Raw genomic sequence first — 17,524 nt, 5'->3', positions numbered from 1 at the left:
TGGCCGGATCGGGCCGGCGCCTGAGCGGTGTGTAGGGTGGACATGCCGAAGGCTTGTCCACCGATTGCGGAGCGCGTAGCCCGGATGCAATCCGGGGCGGGTTGCATCCGGGCTACGTGCGCTCAGGTCCTACGAGCCTTTTCTTGCAGCTTAGGGCTTGCAGCTTGTTGCTGCTTACACGCAGGCGAAGGTGCCTTGCGCCTTGGCGACCAGCTTGTCGCCCTGCAGCACCTCGGCTTCGACCACCTGGGTGCGGCGGCCGGCGTGCAGCACCTTGGCGTGGCACAGCACGCTGCCCTCGGACACCGGGCGGATGTAGTTGATCTTGCACTCCAGGGTCACGCTGCTCGGGCCGCCATCGCCGAGGCTGTGGCTGGCCTGGCCCATGGCGGTGTCGATCAGCGAGAACAGCGCGCCGCCGTGCAGCTTGCCGTGCAGGTTGCGCAAGTCGTCGGTGAGGGTCAGGCGCACGCGCGCCTCGCCGCCGCCGACCTGGAGGATCTCCAGGCCGAGCAGGCGGGAAAAGGCGCTGCTGGCGCCGACGTTGCCTTCCGTACTCATTTCTTCAACTGCTTGGCGTTGGCGAACAGGGCGGCCATGCCGCCGCTGGCGGGGGCCGGTTTGTCCTGGCTGGAATGACGCTCGCTGCGCGGCGCGTTGCCGCCACGGTTGCCAGCGCGCGATTGCCCGCCGCGTTGGCCGTCGACTTTCTCGCCGGGGGTATCGCCCATGCGCATGGACAGGGCGATACGGTTACGCGGGATATCCACCTCCATCACCTTGACCTTGACCACGTCGCCGGCCTTGACCGCCTCGTGCGGGTCCTTGATGAACTTCTCCGACAGCGCGCTGATATGCACCAGGCCGTCCTGGTGCACACCGATGTCGACGAAGGCGCCGAAGTTGGTGACGTTGGTCACCACACCCTCGAGCACCATGCCCAGCTCGAGGTCCTTGAGGGTTTCCACGCCTTCCTGGAACTCGGCGGTCTTGAACTCCGGACGCGGGTCGCGGCCGGGCTTGTCCAGCTCCTTGAGGATGTCGCCGACAGTGACCAGGCCGAAGCGCTCGTCGGTGAACCTGGCCGGGTCGAGGCGCTTGAGAAAGCCCGAGTCGCCGATCAGCGAGCGGATGTCGCGGCCGGTGTCCTGGGCGATGCGCTCGACCAGCGGGTAGGTTTCCGGGTGCACCGCGGAGGCGTCCAGCGGGTTGTCGCCGTTCATCACGCGGAGGAAGCCGGCGGCCTGCTCGAAGGTCTTCTCGCCCAGGCGCGGCACCTTCTTCAGCTCGGCGCGGGTCTTGAACGCGCCGTTCTGGTCGCGGTGGGCGACGATATTCTGCGCCAGGGTCGCATTCAGCCCGGAGATGCGCGCCAGCAGCGCGGCGGAGGCGGTGTTCACATCGACGCCGACGGCGTTCACGCAGTCCTCGACCACGGCATCGAGCGAGCGCGCCAGCTTGAGCTGCGACACGTCGTGCTGGTACTGGCCGACGCCGATGGATTTCGGGTCGATCTTCACCAGTTCGGCCAGCGGGTCCTGCAGGCGGCGGGCGATGCTTACTGCGCCACGCAGGGACACGTCGAGATCGGGGAACTCGCGGGCGGCCAGCTCCGAGGCCGAGTACACCGAGGCGCCGGCCTCGGAGACCATCACCTTGGTCAGCTTGAGGCCCGGCACCTTCTTGATCAGCTCGGCGGCCAGCTTGTCGGTCTCGCGGCTGGCGGTGCCGTTGCCGATGGAGATCAGGTCGACGCCGTGCTTGGCGCACAGCTTGGCGAGGACCGCCAGGGTGCCGCCCCAGTCGTTGCGCGGCGCGTGCGGGTAGACGGTGGCGGTTTCCAGCACCTTGCCGGTGGCATCGACCACCGCCACCTTGCAGCCGGTGCGCAGGCCCGGGTCCAGCGCCAGGGTGGCGCGCGGGCCGGCCGGCGCGGCCAGCAGCAGATCGTGCAGGTTACGGGCGAACACGGCGATGGCCTCGTCCTCGGCCTTCTCGCGCAGCTCGCCGAGCAGGTCGGTTTCCAGGTGGTTGTACAGCTTGACCTTCCAGGTCCAGCGCACCACCTCGGCCAGCCACTTGTCGGCGGCGCGGCCTTGCGCGCTGATGCCGAAGCGCTCGCCGATCATCAGCTCGCAGGGGTGCAGGGTACCCGGCAGCTCCTCGCCGACCTTCAGGCTGGCGCTGAGGATGCCCTCGTTACGGCCGCGGAAGATCGCCAGGGCGCGGTGCGACGGCACGCCCTTGAGCGGCTCGTCGTGCTCGAAGTAGTCGCTGAACTTGGCCCCTTCGTGTTCCTTGCCCGGCACCAGGCGGGCGCTGAGGGTGGCGTGGTCCTTGAGGAAGCTGCGCAGCTTGTCGAGCAGGCTCGCATCCTCGGCGAAGCGCTCCATCAGGATGTACTTGGCGCCCTCGAGCACGGCCTTGACGTCGGCGAAGCCTTTCTCGGCGTCGATGAAACGCTCGGCTTCCTGTTCCGGGGCGAGATTCGGATTGTTGAACAGCGCATCGGCCAGCTCGCCGAGGCCGGCTTCCAGGGCGATCTGGCCCTTGGTGCGGCGCTTTTGCTTGTACGGCAGATACAGGTCTTCCAGGCGCGTCTTGGTGTCGGCCAGGGCGATCTCGCGCTTGAGTTCGGGAGTGAGCTTGCCCTGCTCCTCGATGCTGGCGAGGATCGCCACGCGGCGCTCGTCCAGTTCGCGCAGGTAGCGCAGGCGCTCTTCCAGGTGGCGCAGCTGGGTGTCGTCGAGGCTGCCGGTCACCTCTTTGCGGTAACGGGCGATAAAGGGCACGGTGGAACCTTCGTCGAGCAGGGCCACGGCGGCGGCGACCTGTTGCGGGCGCACGCCCAGTTCTTCGGCGATGCGGTTGTTGATGCTGTCCATAAAAAAGCTACCCACAGGGCGGCCATGCCGGCGGCACGGCGCGCGCGAATCAATTGAGTCGACTTGGCCGTGAGCACCCTGGCCCGCTTCCATGCCGTGGCGGCAGAGGGGCGGAGGAGGGGCGCTGCGCGACTGCCAGGTCGAGGCGGCGGCGCATTATAAACACCGCATCCGCCGGCGCTGGGAACCGTTCGGGGAAAAATCTGCTAACAATGGCTGGAGCGCCCGCCAGGGCGCCTGAGCCATAATGCCGCCATTCCAGCCTGGCCGCGCGGCGCGCGAGCGGGCTTCAGCCAAGGAGTTGCCATGAGCCACAGCGCCCCCGCCGCCGAAGGCGAGAAGATCCTGATCGTCGACGACGACGCCCGTCTGCGTCGCCTGCTCGAGCGTTTCTTCGACGAACAGGGTTATCGCGTGCGCGCCGTGGAGAACGTCGAGCAGATGGATCGCCTGCTGGCCCGCGAGCTGTTCAACCTGGTGGTGCTCGACCTGATGCTGCCCGGCGAGGACGGCCTGTCCGCCTGCCGCCGCCTGCGCGAGGCGAACAACCAGATCCCGATCATCATGCTCACCGCCAAGGGCGACGAGTCCAGCCGCATCCAGGGCCTGGAGCTGGGCGCCGACGATTACCTGGCCAAGCCGTTCAATCCGCGCGAGCTGCTGGCGCGGATCAAGGCCGTGCTGCGCCGCCAGGCGCCGGTGGTGCCGGGCGCGCCGGGCAGCGAGGACGAGAGCGTCAGCTTCGGCGAGTACGAGCTGTCGCTGGCCACCCGCGAGCTGAAGCGCGGCGAGCAGGTGCACATGCTCACCACCGGCGAGTTCGCCGTGCTCAAGGCGCTGGTGCAGCATGCGCGCGAGCCGCTGACCCGCGACAAGCTGATGAACCTGGCCCGCGGCCGCGAGTGGGACGCCCTGGAGCGCTCCATCGACGTGCAGATCAGCCGCCTGCGCCGGCTGATCGAGCCGGATCCGTCCAAGCCGCGCTATATCCAGACGGTGTGGGGCGTGGGCTATGTGTTCGTGCCGGACGGCAATAAGTGATTCCTGGGTTGGCGCTGCGCGGAGCGAAGCCCAACGCCCACTGCGTCCTGTCCGATAGCCCGGCGTCGGGCTTCAGCGCTGCGCGCCTCAACCCAACTTACATCGAAGCGTTATGAAAACCCCGCTCTGGTTCCCGCAAAGCTTCTTCGCCCGCACCCTCTGGCTGGTGCTGATCGTCGTGCTGTTCTCCAAGGCGCTGACCCTGGTCTATCTGATGATGAATGAGGACGTGCTGGTCGACCGCCAGTACAGCCACGGTGCGGCGCTGACCCTGCGCGCCTACTGGGCGGCCAACCCCGCGGAGCGCGAACACATCGCCCAGGCCGCCGGGCTCAAGCGCATCCCCCGCGACAAGGTGCCGGCCAGCGAGCAGCACTGGCCCTACAGCGAGATCTTCCAGCGCCAGATGCAGACCGAGCTGGGGCCGGACACCGAGGTGCGGGTGCGCGCCACCACGCCGCCGGCGCTCTGGGTGCGCGCGCCGAGCCTGGGCGACGAGTGGCTGCGGGTGCCGATGTACCCGCACCCGCTGCGCGGCCAGCGCATCTGGAGCGTGCTCGGCTGGTTCCTCGGCATCGGCCTGCTGTCCACCGCGGCGGCCTGGATCTTCGTCCGCCAGCTCAGTGCGCCGCTCAAGCGCCTGGTGTTCGCCGCCCGCCAGCTGGGTCAGGGGCGCAGCGTGCGCCTGCCGATCAGCGACACGCCGAGCGAGATGGCCGAGGTCTACCGTGCCTTCAACCAGATGGCCGAGGACGTCGAGCAGGCGGCGCGCGAGCGCGAGCTGATGCTGGCCGGGGTGTCGCACGATCTGCGCACGCCGCTGACCCGCCTGCGCCTGGCGCTGGAATTCATGCAGAGCGATTCCGAACTGACCGAGGACATGGTGCGCGACATCGAGGACATGGACGCCATCCTCGACCAGTTCCTCGCCTTTATCCGCGACGGCCGCGACGAGCCGGTGGAGCAGGCCGACTTCGCCGAGCTGGTGCGCGAGACGCTGGCGCCCTACAACCAGAACGGCGAGCGCGTGCGCCTGTGCCTGGAGGCCATTCCGCCCTTCCCGCTGCGCCGGGTGTCGATCAAGCGCCTGCTCACCAACCTGGTGGAGAACGCCCTCAATCATGGCGGCGGCGACGCCGTGGAAGTGGTCGCCAGCCTGGCCGGCGACCACAACGCGCCCTACGTGGTGCTCAGCGTGCTGGACCGCGGCAACGGCATCGACCCGGCCGAGCTGGACAGCATCTTCAACCCCTTCATTCGCGGCGACCGCGCCCGCGGCGGGCGCGGCACCGGCCTCGGCCTGGCCATCGTCAAACGCATCGCCGCCCTGCACGGCGGCAGCGTGGAGCTGCGCAACCGCTCCGGCGGCGGCCTGGAGGCGCGCGTGCGCCTGCCGCTGGGGCTGCTGCTGCCGCGCGGCGCGGTCTAGTTTTAGCCTATAGCCGGGCTGGCCCCGGCTGCATCGGCCTCAGTGGGCGGCGCTTCAGCGGCGCCTGTCGCGGCTAAAGCCTCTCCCACGGCCCATCCGTCCGCCCACGGCACACATACTGGCAATCTGCTGCCGAGGGCTCTGGCGCTGGGCTATGCTGTGCCAGCGCACCGACTCGAGGCCCGCATGCCCGCCGCCTTATCCGACCGCCTGCCCAAATGGACTTGGTGGCTGCCGCTGCCGCTTTTCCACCTGGGAACCTGGTTATCCCTGATCACCCGTCTGGATGACGGGGTGGCGCTGTGCTACCTGCCGCTGCTGCTCGGCCTGGTGCTGTGCCTGTGGTGGGGGCCGCGGGTGTTGCCGGCGCTGTACCTCAACGCCCTGCTCAGCACGCCCTTGTGGGGCCTGCCCTGGCAGTGGGCGCCGCTCTATGCCGTGCCGGAAACCGCCGCGGTGGCGCTGGGCTGGTGGCTGTTGCGGCGCCAGCCGTTCGATCCCGCGCTCGGCCGGCTGGCCGACCTGCTGCGCTTTCTCGCCTTCGCCGTGCTGCTGCCGACCACCCTGGTGGCCTTCGGCCTGCAGGGCAACCTGTGGCTCACCGGCCTGCAGGCCGGCGAGCAGTGGGCGCTGGCCGTGCTGGCGGTGTGGCTGAGCGACGGCATCGGCCTGCTGGCGCTGGCGCCGCCGCTGCTGGCCTTCGCCAGCCCGCTGCTGCGCGCGCGTGGCTGGTTGCATGAGGATGTGACGGACGCCGCGCCGGCGCTGAACTTCAGCCGCTCGCTGCCGGGCTGGCTGTTCGCCGGCGGCGCCTTCCTCCTGCTGGCGGCGTTGCTCGGCAGTCTGCCGACGCTGCTCGGCCTGCCGCTGCTGGGCATCTGCATGCTGGTGCTGGCCCTGCGGTTCGCCTTCGCCGGGGCGCTGTACGGCGTGGTCCTGGCCTTCGCCGCGACCCTGCTGCTGCCGCTGCTGCGCGATGGCCTCGGCCTCGGCGAGCCGGATCTGCAACGCAGCCAGCTGCAACTCACCGTGCTGTTGCTGATGAGCGCCGCGCTGCTGGTCGGCCGCGCCCTCGGCGACCTGCGCCAGGCGCTGGCGCGCAGCGCGCAGATGCAGCAGCAACTGGCGCGCGCCAACCTGGCCATGGAGGCCAGCCCATTGGGGGTGACCATCGCCGACGCGCGCCAGGCCGACCTGCCGCTGATCTATTGCAACCCGGCGTTCGCCCGCATCACCGGCTACGCCGTCGAGGAGGTGCTGGGGCGCAACTGCCGCTTCCTCGCCGGCGACCAGCGCAATCAGCGCGACCTGCAGCAACTGCGCGCGGCGCTGCGCGAGGGGCGCAGCGGCCACGCGGTGCTGCGCAACTTCCGCAAGGACGGCAGCCCGTTCTGGAACGAGGTGGTGCTGGCGCCGATGCGCGACGAACAGGGCATCAGCCACTTCGTCGGCCTGCAGCACGACGTCACCGAGCGCGAGGAACTGGCCGCCAAGGTCGAGCAGCAGCGCCTGGCCATGCTGCGCCAGAGCCACCTGTTCAGCCAGACCGAGAGCATCGCCGACATCGGCGGCTGGGTGCTGGAGCTGAGCGACCTGAGCATGTTCTGGAGCGAGGGCTGCTACCGCATCCTCGGCCGCGACCTGGCCCTCGGCGCGCCGGGGCTGGAGCAGGCGCTGGCCTACTACGAAGGCGCCAGCCAGGCGCTGATCCGCGACAACCTGGCCGAGGCGCTGGCCGGGCGCGATCACTTCGACCTGGAGGCGCGCCTGGCGGCGCGCAACGGCTGGGTGCGCCTGCGCGGGGTGGCCGAGCGCGACGGCACGACGCTGGTGCGGGTCTACGGCGCGATCCAGGACATCAGCGAGCGCAAGCGCGCCGAGCAGCAGCTGCGCGAGCGCGACGAACGCCTGCGCCTGTTCTTCGAGGCGCCGCTGATCGGCATGGCCCTGACCACGCCGACCTTCGGCTGGGAGGAGGTCAACCACAAGCTGTGCGCCATCCTCGGCCGCTCGCGCGAGGAGCTGCTGCGCTGCGCCTGGGACGAGCTGTCGCATCCGGACGACCTGGCCGCCGAGCAGCAGCACCTGGATGCGGTGCTGGGCGGCAGCAGCGACGGCTTCGAGCTGGACAAGCGCTTCCTGCGCGCCGACGGCCAGCTGGTGCACACCCGCCTCAGCCTGCGCGCGGTGCGCAACGGCCAGGGCCGCCCCGGCATGTTCCTGCTGCTGGTGGAGGACGTCAGCGCCCGACGCGAGGCCGAGGCGCGCTATCGTACCTTGGTCGAGCACGCGCCCGAGGCGATCATGCTGTTCACCCCCAAGGGCGGCATGGTCGACTTCAACGAGAACGCTCTGCGCCTGTTCCGCTACCGCCGCGAGGAGCTGCTGGGCAAGACGGTGCTGGAGATCAGCCCGCTGCGTCAGGCCGACGGCCAGCTCTCGGCGGAGATCGGCAAGGTGCATCTCAAGCGCGCCATCGCCGGCGAGGCGCCGGTGTTCGAATGGTTGCACCGCGACAGCGCCGGCCGCCAGCTGCCCTGCGAGGTGCGCCTGGTGCGCATGCCCGGCGAGCAGCTGCTGATCCGCGGCAGTGTCACCGATATCTCCGAGCGCCAGCGCTACCAGCGCGAGATCGAGCGCCTGGCCTACAGCGACGAACTGACCGGGCTGCCCAATCGCCGCCTGCTGCTCGACCGCCTGCAGCACGCCATGGACCGCGAGGCGCGCGAGGGCAGCCTGGGCGCGCTGCTGTTCATCGACCTGGACCACTTCAAGACGGTCAACGACAGCCTTGGCCACCTGATCGGCGATGGCCTGCTGCGCGAGGTGACCAGCCGCCTGGCGCGCGAGCTGCGCGCCGAGGACACCCTGGCGCGGCTCGGCGGCGACGAGTTCGTGGTGCTGCTGGAGGCGCTCGGCGACGACCCGCGGGTGGTCGCCGAACACGCCGCGGCGGTGGGCGACAAGCTGCTGCGCGGCCTGCTCGGCAGCTGCACCATCGACGGCCACGAGCTGTCGATCAGCGCCAGCATCGGTATCGCCCTGCACCCGCTGGAGCGGCAGAACGCCGCCGACGTGCTCAAGCAGGCCGACACCGCGATGTACCGGGCCAAGCACGCCGGGCGCAACGCCCTGCATTTCTTCGCCCCAGAGATGCAGGCGGCCATCGACCAGCGCCTGCAGCTGCAGGGCGAGCTGCGCCAGGCCATCGCCCGCGAGCAGCTGCACCTGGTGTTCCAGCCGCAGCTGGCGCTGGCCACCGGCAAGGTGGCCGGCGCCGAGGTGCTGCTGCGCTGGCGTCACCCGGAGCGCGGCGATATCGCCCCGGATCAGTTCATCCCCCTGGCCGAGGAAACCGGGCTGATCCAGGACGTCGGCCATTGGGTGCTGGAGCAGGCCTGCGCGGCGCTGACGCGCTGGCATCGGCACTGGCCGCAGCTGGTGCTGGCGGTCAACCTCAGCCCGCGCGAGCTGCGCCAGGCCGATTGCGTGGCGCGTATCCAGGCCTGCCTGCAGCGCCATGGCGTGGCGCCCGCCTCGCTGGAACTGGAAATCACCGAAGGGGTGCTGCTGGAGGACGTCGACCAGTGCATCGCCACCATGCAGCGGCTCAAGGCCCTCGGCGTGCGCTTCGCCATCGACGATTTCGGCACCGGCTACTCGTCGCTGACCTACCTCAAGCGCCTGCCGCTGGACCGGCTGAAGATCGACCGCAGCTTCGTCGCCGACCTCGACGGCGAGGAGAGCGGGCGCCTGCTGGTGCAGACCATCTTGGTGATCGCCCGTAACCTCGACCTCGAATGCGTCGCCGAAGGCATCGAGCGCGCCGCCCAGCTGGAGCTGCTGCGCGAGCACGGCTGCTCGCTGGGCCAGGGCTACCTGCTCAGCCAGCCGCTGGCCGAAGCGGAGTTTCTCGCCTGGCTGGAGGCGCACCACCGCTAGGCTGGCGCGAGATATTGTCGCCTCCCGAGCGCCGCTCCCGTAGGGTGGGTTAGCCGCCTGTCACGGCTTTTGAAATACCCGCTGTGCTTGCTGCGGCGTAACCCACCATCGGCGTAACACGGTCTATCGCCTGGTGGGTTACGCGGCGCACGACCTTCATCTGCGCCTGGAAGACCGGCATTCGGCGCCGCTAACCCACCCTACGAAGTTCGCAGCGTGCGGCTCAGCCACGCCCCTTGGTGCGGGTCTGCCCGGGTTCGGCGTACTTTTCCAGGTGTTCGACGATGATCCCGGCGACATCCTTGCCGGTGGTGGTCTCGATGCCTTCCAGGCCCGGCGAGGAGTTCACCTCCATCACCAGCGGGCCGTGATTGGAGCGCAGGATGTCCACCCCGGCGACGTTCAGGCCCATCACCCGCGCGGCGCGCACCGCGGTCATGCGCTCCTCGGGGGTGATCTTGATCAGGCTGGCGGTGCCGCCGCGGTGCAGGTTGGAGCGGAACTCGCCGGCCTTGGCCTGGCGCTTCATCGCCGCTATCACCTTGTCGCCGACCACGAAGCAGCGGATATCGGCGCCGCCGGCCTCCTGGATGTACTCCTGGACCATGATGTCCTGCTTGAGGCCGAAGAAGGCTTCGAGCACCGACTCGGCCGCCTTGTGCGTCTCGGCCAGCACCACGCCCTTGCCCTGGGTGCCTTCCAGCACCTTGATCACCAGTGGCGCGCCGCCGACCATCTGGATCAGGTCGGGGATGTCGTCGGGGGAGTGGGCGAAGCCGGTCACCGGCAGGCCGATGCCCTTGCGCGACAGCAGCTGCAGGGCGCGCAGCTTGTCGCGCGAGCGGCTGATGGCGACCGATTCGTTGAGCGGGTAGACGCCCATCATCTCGAACTGACGCAGCACCGCGCAGCCATAGAAGGTCACCGAGGCGCCGATGCGCGGGATCACCGCGTCGAAGCCCTCCAGCGCCTGGCCGCGGTAGTGGATCTGCGGCTTGTGGCTGGCGATGTTCATATAGGCGCGCAGGGTGTCGATCACCTGCATCTCGTGGCCGCGTTGCTGCCCGGCCTCCACCAGGCGGCGGGTGGAATACAGGCGCGGGTTGCGCGACAGCACGGCGATCTTCATTGGGCACCTGGAACGGAGGAGGGCAGGGTGGGTTTGTCTTGCACGTAGCTGAGCGCCGGGTTGACCACCAGTTGCCCGGCGATCAATGCCTTGGAACCGAGCAGCACGCGGTAGCGCATGGTCTTGCGGCAGGCCAGGGTGAACTCCACCGGCCACAGGCGATCGCCCAGGGCCAGGTGGGTGCGGATCACGTAGCGGCTCTGCGCCAGGCCGTTGGAACTCTTGATGCGCTTGACCGACAGCAGCGGTGCCTCGCAGCGGTGGCGGCGCTGCACCTGGGTGCCGAGGTAGGCGGTGAAGCGCACCCAGTCCTCGCCATCGCGCTGGAACGGCTGGATATCGCTGGCGTGCAGGCAGGAGGTGCTGGCGCCGGTGTCGATCTTGGCGCGCAGGCCGACGATGCCGAGCTCGGGCAGATTGATCCACTCGCGCAGGCCGATCACGCTGAGCTGGTCGAAAGTCTTCAAGGTGAGAGTGTCCCCTGCGGCCCACACGGCCTATGATTGCGCGCATTCTAGTAGCGCCGGGTGACAACTGCATCAGGCAGCCCGTGGCGAATGCGAAATCCTTCCGGGAGCGAGATGAGCGACAAAGACGACGACAAGGTGCGCCTGGACAAATGGCTGTGGGCCGCGCGCTTCTACAAGACCCGCGCGCTGGCCAAGGCGGCCATCGAGGGCGGCAAGGTGCACCACCGCGGCGAGCGCTGCAAGCCGGGCAAGGAGCCCAGGGTGGGCGACGAATACGTGCTGCGCACCGGCTTCGACGAACGCACCGTGGTGGTGCTGGCGCTGTCGGCGGTGCGCCGCGGCGCGCCGGAGGCGCAGCTGCTCTATCGCGAGACCGAGGCGAGCATCGCCCGCCGCGAGCAGGCCGCGGCGCTGCGCAAGGCCGGCGCCCTCGGCGTGCAGACCGACGGCAGGCCGAGCAAGAAACAGCGCCGGCAGATCCAGCACTTCAACGAACAGCAGGACGGCGGCCTGCGCCATCCCTGGGCGGACGAGGAGTAGGGTGCACAGCGCACCCTACGCGCTGGCCTGGCGGTCCGTGCAACCGTAGGTTGGGCTGAGGAGCCCGCGACGAAGCCCAACGGGCGATAGTGGGCGCAACGCCGAGACCAGACCGGACATCGGCGAGTTATGGACGTCGAGCGGAGCACTGCGTGCTCCCCGTTGGGCTTCGCTGCGCTCAGCGCCAACCTACTGTCCAGATGCCCTATCGTCCTGTCAGGTGCGCACACAAAGGTCGTAGGCCCGCCAGGCTCAGCGCCCGCTGACGATGCTCATACGGCCCAGTAGCGGTAGCCTGGCCAGGCGCGCGGTGATGGGCAGGGTGACCCGTTCCAGCCGCTCGCTGGTGCGCCAGGCCAGCGGCGTGTAGCAGCTCCAGGCCAGCGCCAGCAGGGCCAGCAGCAGGCCGCCGACCAGCGCGTCCGACCCCCAGTGGGCGCCGGCCACCAGGCGCGGCAGCATGCCGATCACGGCAATCGTCCAGACCAGCAGCAGGCGCCAGTTGCGCGCGAAGAAGCTCATGAATAAGGCCCAGATCAGCAGCACCGAGGCGTGGTCGCCGGGGAAGCTGCGGCTGGCGCTGTCTTTCATGTCCCAGCGCTCTTCCCAGGCGGGGAACAGCTCGGTCAGGCGCGCGCTGCCCTCGACCACCAGCGAGGCGCTGGGGCGCTGCCAGTCCATGGCCTTGACCAGCTCGGCGAAGCCCACGCGCAACAGCAGCAGGGTGACCAGCGCGACGAGAAAGGCGAACAGCGCGCGGCGCACCTGGGCGCCGGTGAACACCAGATCGGCCTTGAGCATCACCGCCAGCAGCACCAGGCCCAGGCCCAGATCCACCGGGCGCATGCTGCCGATGGCCCAGACCTTGGCCCACAGCCCGGCGGCGTGCACCGGCTCGTTGAGCAGGCGGAACAGCCACAGGTCGAAGCCGTCCCACAGTTGGCGGCTCGGCTGCCACAGCCAGCTGACGAGCAGCAGGGCGGCGGCGAGGTGGCAGATCAGCAGGGCGCGCGGGCGCCAGCGGCGGTTGAACACGGCGGTCGACATCGGAAGTCCCTTTGCAGACTTATGACGGCCCTACCTGGGCGCGCGCATCTTAGGACCTGGTTGGCCCGGCACAAGGCCGGCGGCCGATCGGTTCAGCCGGGGTTCAGCGAGCGGCAGCGGTTCCGTGATCGCCCTCACGCGACGCTCGGGCCTTGGTTGTGCGGGCATTTGTGCATAAAATCGCCAGCCTTTTTTGCAGACCCAGGCAGGGCCAGAGCGCTATGACCGATTTCAGCCAACGCTTTCTCTTCGACGACACCGACGTGCGCGGCGAGATGGTTGCCCTGCGCGAGAGCTACGCCCATGTGCTGGCCAAGCACGCCTACCCGCAGCCGGTGGCGCAACTGCTCGGCGAACTGATGGCCGCCGCCGCCCTGCTGGTCGGCACCCTCAAGTTCGACGGCCTGCTGGTGCTGCAGGCGCGCTCCGAGGGGCCCGTGTCGCTGCTGATGGTGGAATGCTCCAGCGCCCGCGAACTGCGCGGAATCGCCCGTTACGACGGCGAGCGGGTCACGGCCGACGCCGACCTGCACGCCCTGATGCCCGACGGCGTGCTGGCGATCACCATCGACCCGGCCAAGGGCCAGCGCTACCAGGGAATCGTCGCCCTCGACGGCGTCGACCTGGCCGAGTGCCTGTCCAACTACTTCGCCAGCTCCGAGCAGCTGCCCACCCGCTTCTGGCTCAAGGCCGACGGCCAGCGCGCTCGCGGCCTGCTGCTGCAGCAGCTGCCGCCGCACCAGCAGACCGAGCCGCAAGAGCGCCAGGAAAGCTGGAACCACCTGCTGACCCTGGCCGACACCCTGTCCGCCGAGGAGCTGCTCGGCCTGGACAACCCGACCCTGCTGCACCGCCTCTACCACCAGGAGACCGTGCGCCTGTTCGACGAGCAGGCGCTGCAGTTCCGCTGCAGCTGCTCGCGCGAGCGCTCGGCCAGCGCCCTGGTCAGCCTTGGCCGGAGCGACGCCGAGCTGCTGCTCGGCGAGCAGGGCGGCAAGGTGGTGATCGACTGCCAGTTCTGCAACGAGCGCTACGCCTTCGACGCCGCCGACATCGCCCAGCTGTTCGCCGGCGGCGGCAGCGAGGCGCCGTCGCAGACCCGTCATTGATGAACTTTTCTGGGCGATAGCCGCTCTCTATCGGATCGGAGGCTGCCAAGCAGTTCGCTTTTCTGGCATACTCCCGCGACTTTTTTACCGCTGTAGTGCAGTTGCCCCTGTACTACACAACGTTCGGAAGACTCGGCCAGCGGCCGACGGGGACCCTCATGACGCAAGCCAACACCGCCGTGTACACCGACATCAGCGCCGCGCAACTGGTCGAAGAAGCCATCCGCCGTGGCGAAGGCGAACTGGCCGCCAACGGCTCGCTGGTGGTACGCACCGGCCACCGTACCGGTCGCTCGCCGGCCGACCGCTTCATCGTTCAGGAGCCGAGCAGCGAGGCGCAGATCGCCTGGGGCGCGATCAACCGTCCGTTCCCGGCCGACAAGTTCGATGCCCTGTGGGACCGCGTCGAGGCGTTCAACAACGCCCAGGATCATTTCGTTTCCCACGTGCACGTCGGCTCCGCCGAGGCGCACTACCTGGCGGTGAAGATGACCACCGCCACCGCCTGGCAGAACCTGTTCGGCCGCTGCCTGTTCATCGAGCCGGCAACCTACAACCCGGCGGGCAAGACCGAGTGGCAGATCCTCAACGTCGCCAACTTCGAGTGCGTGCCCGAGCGCGACGGCACCAACTCCGACGGCTGCGTGATCATCAACTTCGCCGCCAAGAAGGTGCTGATCGCCGGCATGCGCTACGCCGGCGAGATGAAGAAGGCCATGTTCAGCGTGCAGAACTTCCTGCTGCCGGAAGCCGACGTGCTGCCGATGCACTGCGCCGCCAACATCGGCGAGGAAGGCGACGTGACCCTGTTCTTCGGCCTGTCCGGCACCGGCAAGACCACCCTGTCGGCCGACGAGTCGCGCTACCTGATCGGCGACGACGAGCACGGCTGGGGCGAGGGCGTGGTGTTCAACATCGAGGGCGGCTGCTACGCCAAGTGCATCGACCTGTCGGAGAAGAACGAGCCGGTGATCTGGAAGGCCATCCAGTTCGGCGCCGTGCTGGAAAACGTCGTACTGGACGACAGCCGCACCCCGGATTACGCCGACGACAGCCTGACCCAGAACAGCCGCGCGGCCTACCCGCTGACCCATGTCGAGAAGCGCAGCGAGCAGAACCTGGGCGGCGAGCCGAACGCGGTGATCTTCCTCACCTGCGACCTGACCGGCGTGCTGCCGCCGGTGTCGATCCTCAACGAGGAACAGGCCGCCTACCACTTCCTCTCCGGTTACACCGCGCTGGTCGGTTCCACCGAGATGGGCAGCGGCGCCGGCATCAAGTCGACCTTCTCCACCTGCTTCGGCGCGCCGTTCTTCCCGCGCCCGGCCGGCGTCTACGCCGAGCTGCTGATCAAGCGGATCAAGGCCTTCGGCTCCAAGGTCTACCTGGTCAACACCGGTTGGACCGGCGGCGGCTACGGCGTCGGCAAGCGTTTCAGCATCCCCACTACCCGTGGGGTGATCGCCGCGATCCAGAGCGGCGCGCTGATCGGCACCGAGACCGAGCAACTGCCGATCATCAACCTCAACGTGCCGAAGTCGGTACCGGGCGTCGAGACCAACCTGCTCAACCCGCGCAACACCTGGGCAGACCAGAACGCCTACGACGAGGCCGCCAAGGCCCTGGCCAAGCTGTTTATCGACAACTTCCAGAAGTTCGACGTCAGCGCCGCGATCAAGAACGCCGGTCCGCAGCTCTAAGCTCGCGCCGCGCGCTACGACAAGGCCGCCTTCGGGCGGCTTTGTCATTGATGGGCAGCGGTTGGTCGTAGGGTGGACATGGCGGAGCCTTGTCCACCGTTTTGGATCACGCGCCTTAGTGGCGGACAAGCCTTCGGCATGTCCGCCCTACGCAACTTCGACCTCGTAAGCTAGGGTTACTTGGCTTATCAGCGGTCAATGGAGTGACAGCGCATGTCCACCCTCAAACGCGTCTTCGGTTTCGATCAGCTGCGTCCCGGCCAGGAGCAGGTGGTCAGCGCCGTGCTCGCCGGTCGCTCGGCGGCGGCGATCTTTCCCACCGGTTCGGGCAAGTCGCTGTGCTACCAGCTGCCGGCATTGCACCTGCCCCATCTCACCCTGGTGATCTCGCCGCTGCTGGCGCTGATGCAGGACCAGCTGGCCTTCCTCCATGCCCATGGCATCGCGGCGGCCAGCATCGATTCGGCGCAGAGCCGCGAGCAGGTCGCCGAGGTGATGGGCCGTGCCCGCTCCGGCGAGCTAAAGATCCTGATGATCTCGGTGGAGCGCCTGAAGAACGAGCGCTTCCGCCATTTCATCGCCCAGGTGCCGATCTCCCTGCTGGTGGTCGACGAGGCCCACTGCATCTCCGAGTGGGGCCACAACTTCCGCCCCGACTACCTCAAGCTGCCCGACTACCAGCGCCAGTTCGGCATCGCCCAGGTGCTGCTGCTCACCGCCACGGCGACGCCCAAGGTGATCGCCGACATGCGCGAGAAATTCGCCATCGCCGCAGCGGACGTGGTCACCACCGGCTTCTACCGGCCCAACCTCAACCTGCTGGTCGAGCCGGTGCCCGGCGCCGCCAAGCTGCGCCGTCTGCAGGACTGGCTGGCGCCGCGGCGCGAGCAGGCCAGCATCGTCTACGTCACCCAGCAGAAGACCGCCGAGCAGGTCGCCGAGCGCCTGGCGCGCGACGGTCTGGCGGTCAGCGCCTACCACGCCGGCATGGCGCATGAGGCACGCGAGGCGATCCAGCGGCGCTTCATGGCCGGCGAGCTGCAGTGCATAGTCGCCACCATCGCCTTCGGCATGGGCATCGACAAACGCGATATCCGCAACGTGGTGCACTTCGACCTGCCCAAGTCGGTGGAAAACTACAGCCAGGAGATCGGCCGCGCCGGCCGCGACGGCCAGGCCTCGGATTGCCTGGTGCTGGCCAACCGCGACAGCCTCAGCGTGCTGGAAAACTTCGTCTACGGCGATACCCCGGAGCTCGGCGGGATTCGTGCCGTGCTCGACGACCTGCGCGCGGTCGGCACGGGCGGGCAGTGGGAGCTGATGCTGGGCCAGCTCTCCGAGCACAGCAATATTCGCGCGCTGCCGCTCAAGACCCTGCTGGTACAGCTGGAACTGTGCGGCATCATCGCCCCGCGCTACGCCTACTTCGCCGAATACCGCTTCAAGCTGCTGCTGGAGGACGAGGCGTTGCTGGCGCAGTTCGAGGGTGAGCGGCGCCGGTTCGTCGAGGCGATTCTCTCCAGCTCGCGCCGGGCGCGCACCTGGTTCACCCTGGATTTCGATGTGCTGTATCGCGATCACGGCGCCGAGCGTGCGCGGGTGATCAAGGCACTGGACTACTTCCAGGAGAAGGGCTGGGTCGAGCTGGAAAGCAAGCAGATGACCGAGGTCTATGCCCTGCTCGACGCCGAATTCGACCCCGCCGCCCTGGCCGAGCAGCTGCACGGCCATTTCCGCGCCCACGAGGCCAGCGAGATCGCCCGTATCCAGGCCATGCTCGGCTTGTTCGAAAGTCGCGATTGCCTCAGCCGGCGCCTGGCGCTGTACTTCGGCGACGCCCAGGCGCCCGAACGCTGCGGGCATTGTTCGGTGTGCCAGGGCCGCGTCGCCAGCTTGCCGGCGCCGCCAGACCGGCCGCCGCTAAGCGGGCGCGATGCGCAGGCGCTGTGCGCGGCCTTCGTCGAAAAGCACCTGCAGCACGCCGGACAAATGCCCAGCCGCGAATGCCTGACGCGTTTTCTCTGCGGCGTGACCACGCCGTTGTTCACCAAGCTCAAGGCGCGCCAGCTGGCCGGCTTCGCCGCGCTGGAGGATTACCCCTACGGCGAAGTGCGCGATTGGCTGACGCTGTAGGGTGGACATGCCGAAGGCTTGTCCACCATCGCTGACTTTGGAAGAACGACGGTGGACAAGGCTGCGCCATGTCCACCCTACGATCCGCATGCACAAGGA

Annotated in this window: 12 protein-coding genes; 7 read left to right on the top strand and 5 right to left on the bottom strand. The window is 68.6% G+C overall.

The window, feature by feature from the left end:
- Nucleotides 1-174: 174 nt before the first annotated feature.
- Nucleotides 175-561: a PaaI family thioesterase gene (locus ACIGKL_RS11840; RefSeq protein WP_397486821.1), complete on the bottom strand. Its 387-nt coding sequence runs from the start codon at nucleotides 559-561 to the stop codon at nucleotides 175-177.
- Entirely contained in the window at nucleotides 558-2,885 is a 2,328-nt protein-coding gene (locus ACIGKL_RS11835; RefSeq protein ID WP_397486820.1) for a Tex family protein, read from the bottom strand. The genes ACIGKL_RS11840 and ACIGKL_RS11835 overlap by 4 nt, the downstream gene beginning before the upstream one ends.
- A gap of 306 nt (nucleotides 2,886-3,191) precedes the next feature.
- On the opposite strand from ACIGKL_RS11835, the gene ompR reads away from it, so the two are divergent.
- The 3 genes from ompR (at nucleotide 3,192) to ACIGKL_RS11820 (ending at nucleotide 9,297) form a co-directional block, all read left to right on the top strand.
- A complete protein-coding gene (gene ompR, locus ACIGKL_RS11830; RefSeq protein WP_021443583.1) occupies nucleotides 3,192-3,926 on the top strand; it encodes a two-component system response regulator OmpR in 735 nt (244 codons plus the stop codon).
- A gap of 112 nt (nucleotides 3,927-4,038) precedes the next feature.
- Nucleotides 4,039-5,355 carry an ATP-binding protein gene (locus ACIGKL_RS11825; RefSeq protein ID WP_397486819.1) on the top strand — a complete coding sequence of 439 codons (1,317 nt, stop codon included), beginning with the start codon at nucleotides 4,039-4,041 and terminating at the stop codon, nucleotides 5,353-5,355.
- Between the two features lie 186 nt (nucleotides 5,356-5,541).
- Nucleotides 5,542-9,297 carry an EAL domain-containing protein gene (locus ACIGKL_RS11820; protein ID WP_397486818.1) on the top strand — a complete coding sequence of 1,252 codons (3,756 nt, stop codon included), beginning with the start codon at nucleotides 5,542-5,544 and terminating at the stop codon, nucleotides 9,295-9,297.
- Between the two features lie 223 nt (nucleotides 9,298-9,520).
- Here the strand turns inward: ACIGKL_RS11820 and rimK are convergent, their stop codons facing one another.
- Both rimK and ACIGKL_RS11810 read right to left on the bottom strand, forming a co-directional pair.
- A complete protein-coding gene (rimK, locus tag ACIGKL_RS11815; protein ID WP_397486817.1) occupies nucleotides 9,521-10,426 on the bottom strand; it encodes a 30S ribosomal protein S6--L-glutamate ligase in 906 nt (301 codons plus the stop codon).
- Nucleotides 10,423-10,860 (bottom strand): ATP-dependent zinc protease, encoded by a 438-nt coding sequence (locus ACIGKL_RS11810; RefSeq protein WP_397486863.1) that lies wholly within the window; start codon nucleotides 10,858-10,860, stop codon nucleotides 10,423-10,425. The genes rimK and ACIGKL_RS11810 overlap by 4 nt, the downstream gene beginning before the upstream one ends.
- A 147-nt stretch (nucleotides 10,861-11,007) precedes the next feature.
- Between ACIGKL_RS11810 and ACIGKL_RS11805 the strand changes: the two genes are divergently transcribed.
- The gene (locus ACIGKL_RS11805; protein WP_397486816.1) at nucleotides 11,008-11,436 is read left to right on the top strand and encodes an RNA-binding S4 domain-containing protein; all 429 of its coding nucleotides are present in this window, start codon (nucleotides 11,008-11,010) and stop codon (nucleotides 11,434-11,436) included.
- A 252-nt stretch (nucleotides 11,437-11,688) separates the two neighbouring features.
- Here ACIGKL_RS11805 and ACIGKL_RS11800 read toward each other — a convergent pair whose 3' ends face one another.
- Nucleotides 11,689-12,483, bottom strand: a complete 795-nt coding sequence (locus ACIGKL_RS11800) for a phosphatase PAP2 family protein (protein ID WP_397486815.1) — start codon at nucleotides 12,481-12,483, stop codon at nucleotides 11,689-11,691.
- Nucleotides 12,484-12,704: 221 nt separating this feature from the next.
- Between ACIGKL_RS11800 and hslO the strand changes: the two genes are divergently transcribed.
- The 3 genes from hslO (at nucleotide 12,705) to ACIGKL_RS11785 (ending at nucleotide 17,425) form a co-directional block, all read left to right on the top strand.
- On the top strand, nucleotides 12,705-13,592 hold the full coding sequence (hslO, locus tag ACIGKL_RS11795; RefSeq protein ID WP_397486814.1) for an Hsp33 family molecular chaperone HslO: 888 nt from the start codon (nucleotides 12,705-12,707) through the stop codon (nucleotides 13,590-13,592).
- A gap of 158 nt (nucleotides 13,593-13,750) precedes the next feature.
- Nucleotides 13,751-15,292, top strand: a complete 1,542-nt coding sequence (locus ACIGKL_RS11790) for a phosphoenolpyruvate carboxykinase (protein WP_397486813.1) — start codon at nucleotides 13,751-13,753, stop codon at nucleotides 15,290-15,292.
- Nucleotides 15,293-15,505: 213 nt separating this feature from the next.
- Complete coding sequence (locus ACIGKL_RS11785) at nucleotides 15,506-17,425, top strand: ATP-dependent DNA helicase RecQ (protein WP_397486812.1); 1,920 nt, start codon at nucleotides 15,506-15,508, stop codon at nucleotides 17,423-17,425.
- Nucleotides 17,426-17,524 lie beyond the last annotated feature (99 nt).

It is taken from the genome of Pseudomonas sp. NPDC077186 (genome assembly GCF_044543505.1).
Classification (GTDB): domain Bacteria; phylum Pseudomonadota; class Gammaproteobacteria; order Pseudomonadales; family Pseudomonadaceae; genus Aquipseudomonas.
Note: the sequence above shows the minus strand (reverse complement) of the source record. Positions and strands in the feature narration are given on the sequence as shown.

Bases quoted from the DNA above. Each gene is read 5' to 3' on its own strand.
- ACIGKL_RS11840 (WP_397486821.1), bottom strand. From the start codon at position 561: ATGAGTACGGAAGGCAACGTCGGCGCCAGCAGCGCCTTTTCCCGCCTG.
- ACIGKL_RS11835 (WP_397486820.1), bottom strand. From the start codon at position 2,885: ATGGACAGCATCAACAACCGCATCGCCGAAGAACTGGGCGTGCGCCCG.
- ompR (WP_021443583.1), top strand. From the start codon at position 3,192: ATGAGCCACAGCGCCCCCGCCGCCGAAGGCGAGAAGATCCTGATCGTC.
- ACIGKL_RS11825 (WP_397486819.1), top strand. From the start codon at position 4,039: ATGAAAACCCCGCTCTGGTTCCCGCAAAGCTTCTTCGCCCGCACCCTC.
- ACIGKL_RS11820 (WP_397486818.1), top strand. From the start codon at position 5,542: ATGCCCGCCGCCTTATCCGACCGCCTGCCCAAATGGACTTGGTGGCTG.
- rimK (WP_397486817.1), bottom strand. From the start codon at position 10,426: ATGAAGATCGCCGTGCTGTCGCGCAACCCGCGCCTGTATTCCACCCGC.
- ACIGKL_RS11805 (WP_397486816.1), top strand. From the start codon at position 11,008: ATGAGCGACAAAGACGACGACAAGGTGCGCCTGGACAAATGGCTGTGG.
- ACIGKL_RS11800 (WP_397486815.1), bottom strand. From the start codon at position 12,483: ATGTCGACCGCCGTGTTCAACCGCCGCTGGCGCCCGCGCGCCCTGCTG.
- hslO (WP_397486814.1), top strand. From the start codon at position 12,705: ATGACCGATTTCAGCCAACGCTTTCTCTTCGACGACACCGACGTGCGC.
- ACIGKL_RS11790 (WP_397486813.1), top strand. From the start codon at position 13,751: ATGACGCAAGCCAACACCGCCGTGTACACCGACATCAGCGCCGCGCAA.
- ACIGKL_RS11785 (WP_397486812.1), top strand. From the start codon at position 15,506: ATGTCCACCCTCAAACGCGTCTTCGGTTTCGATCAGCTGCGTCCCGGC.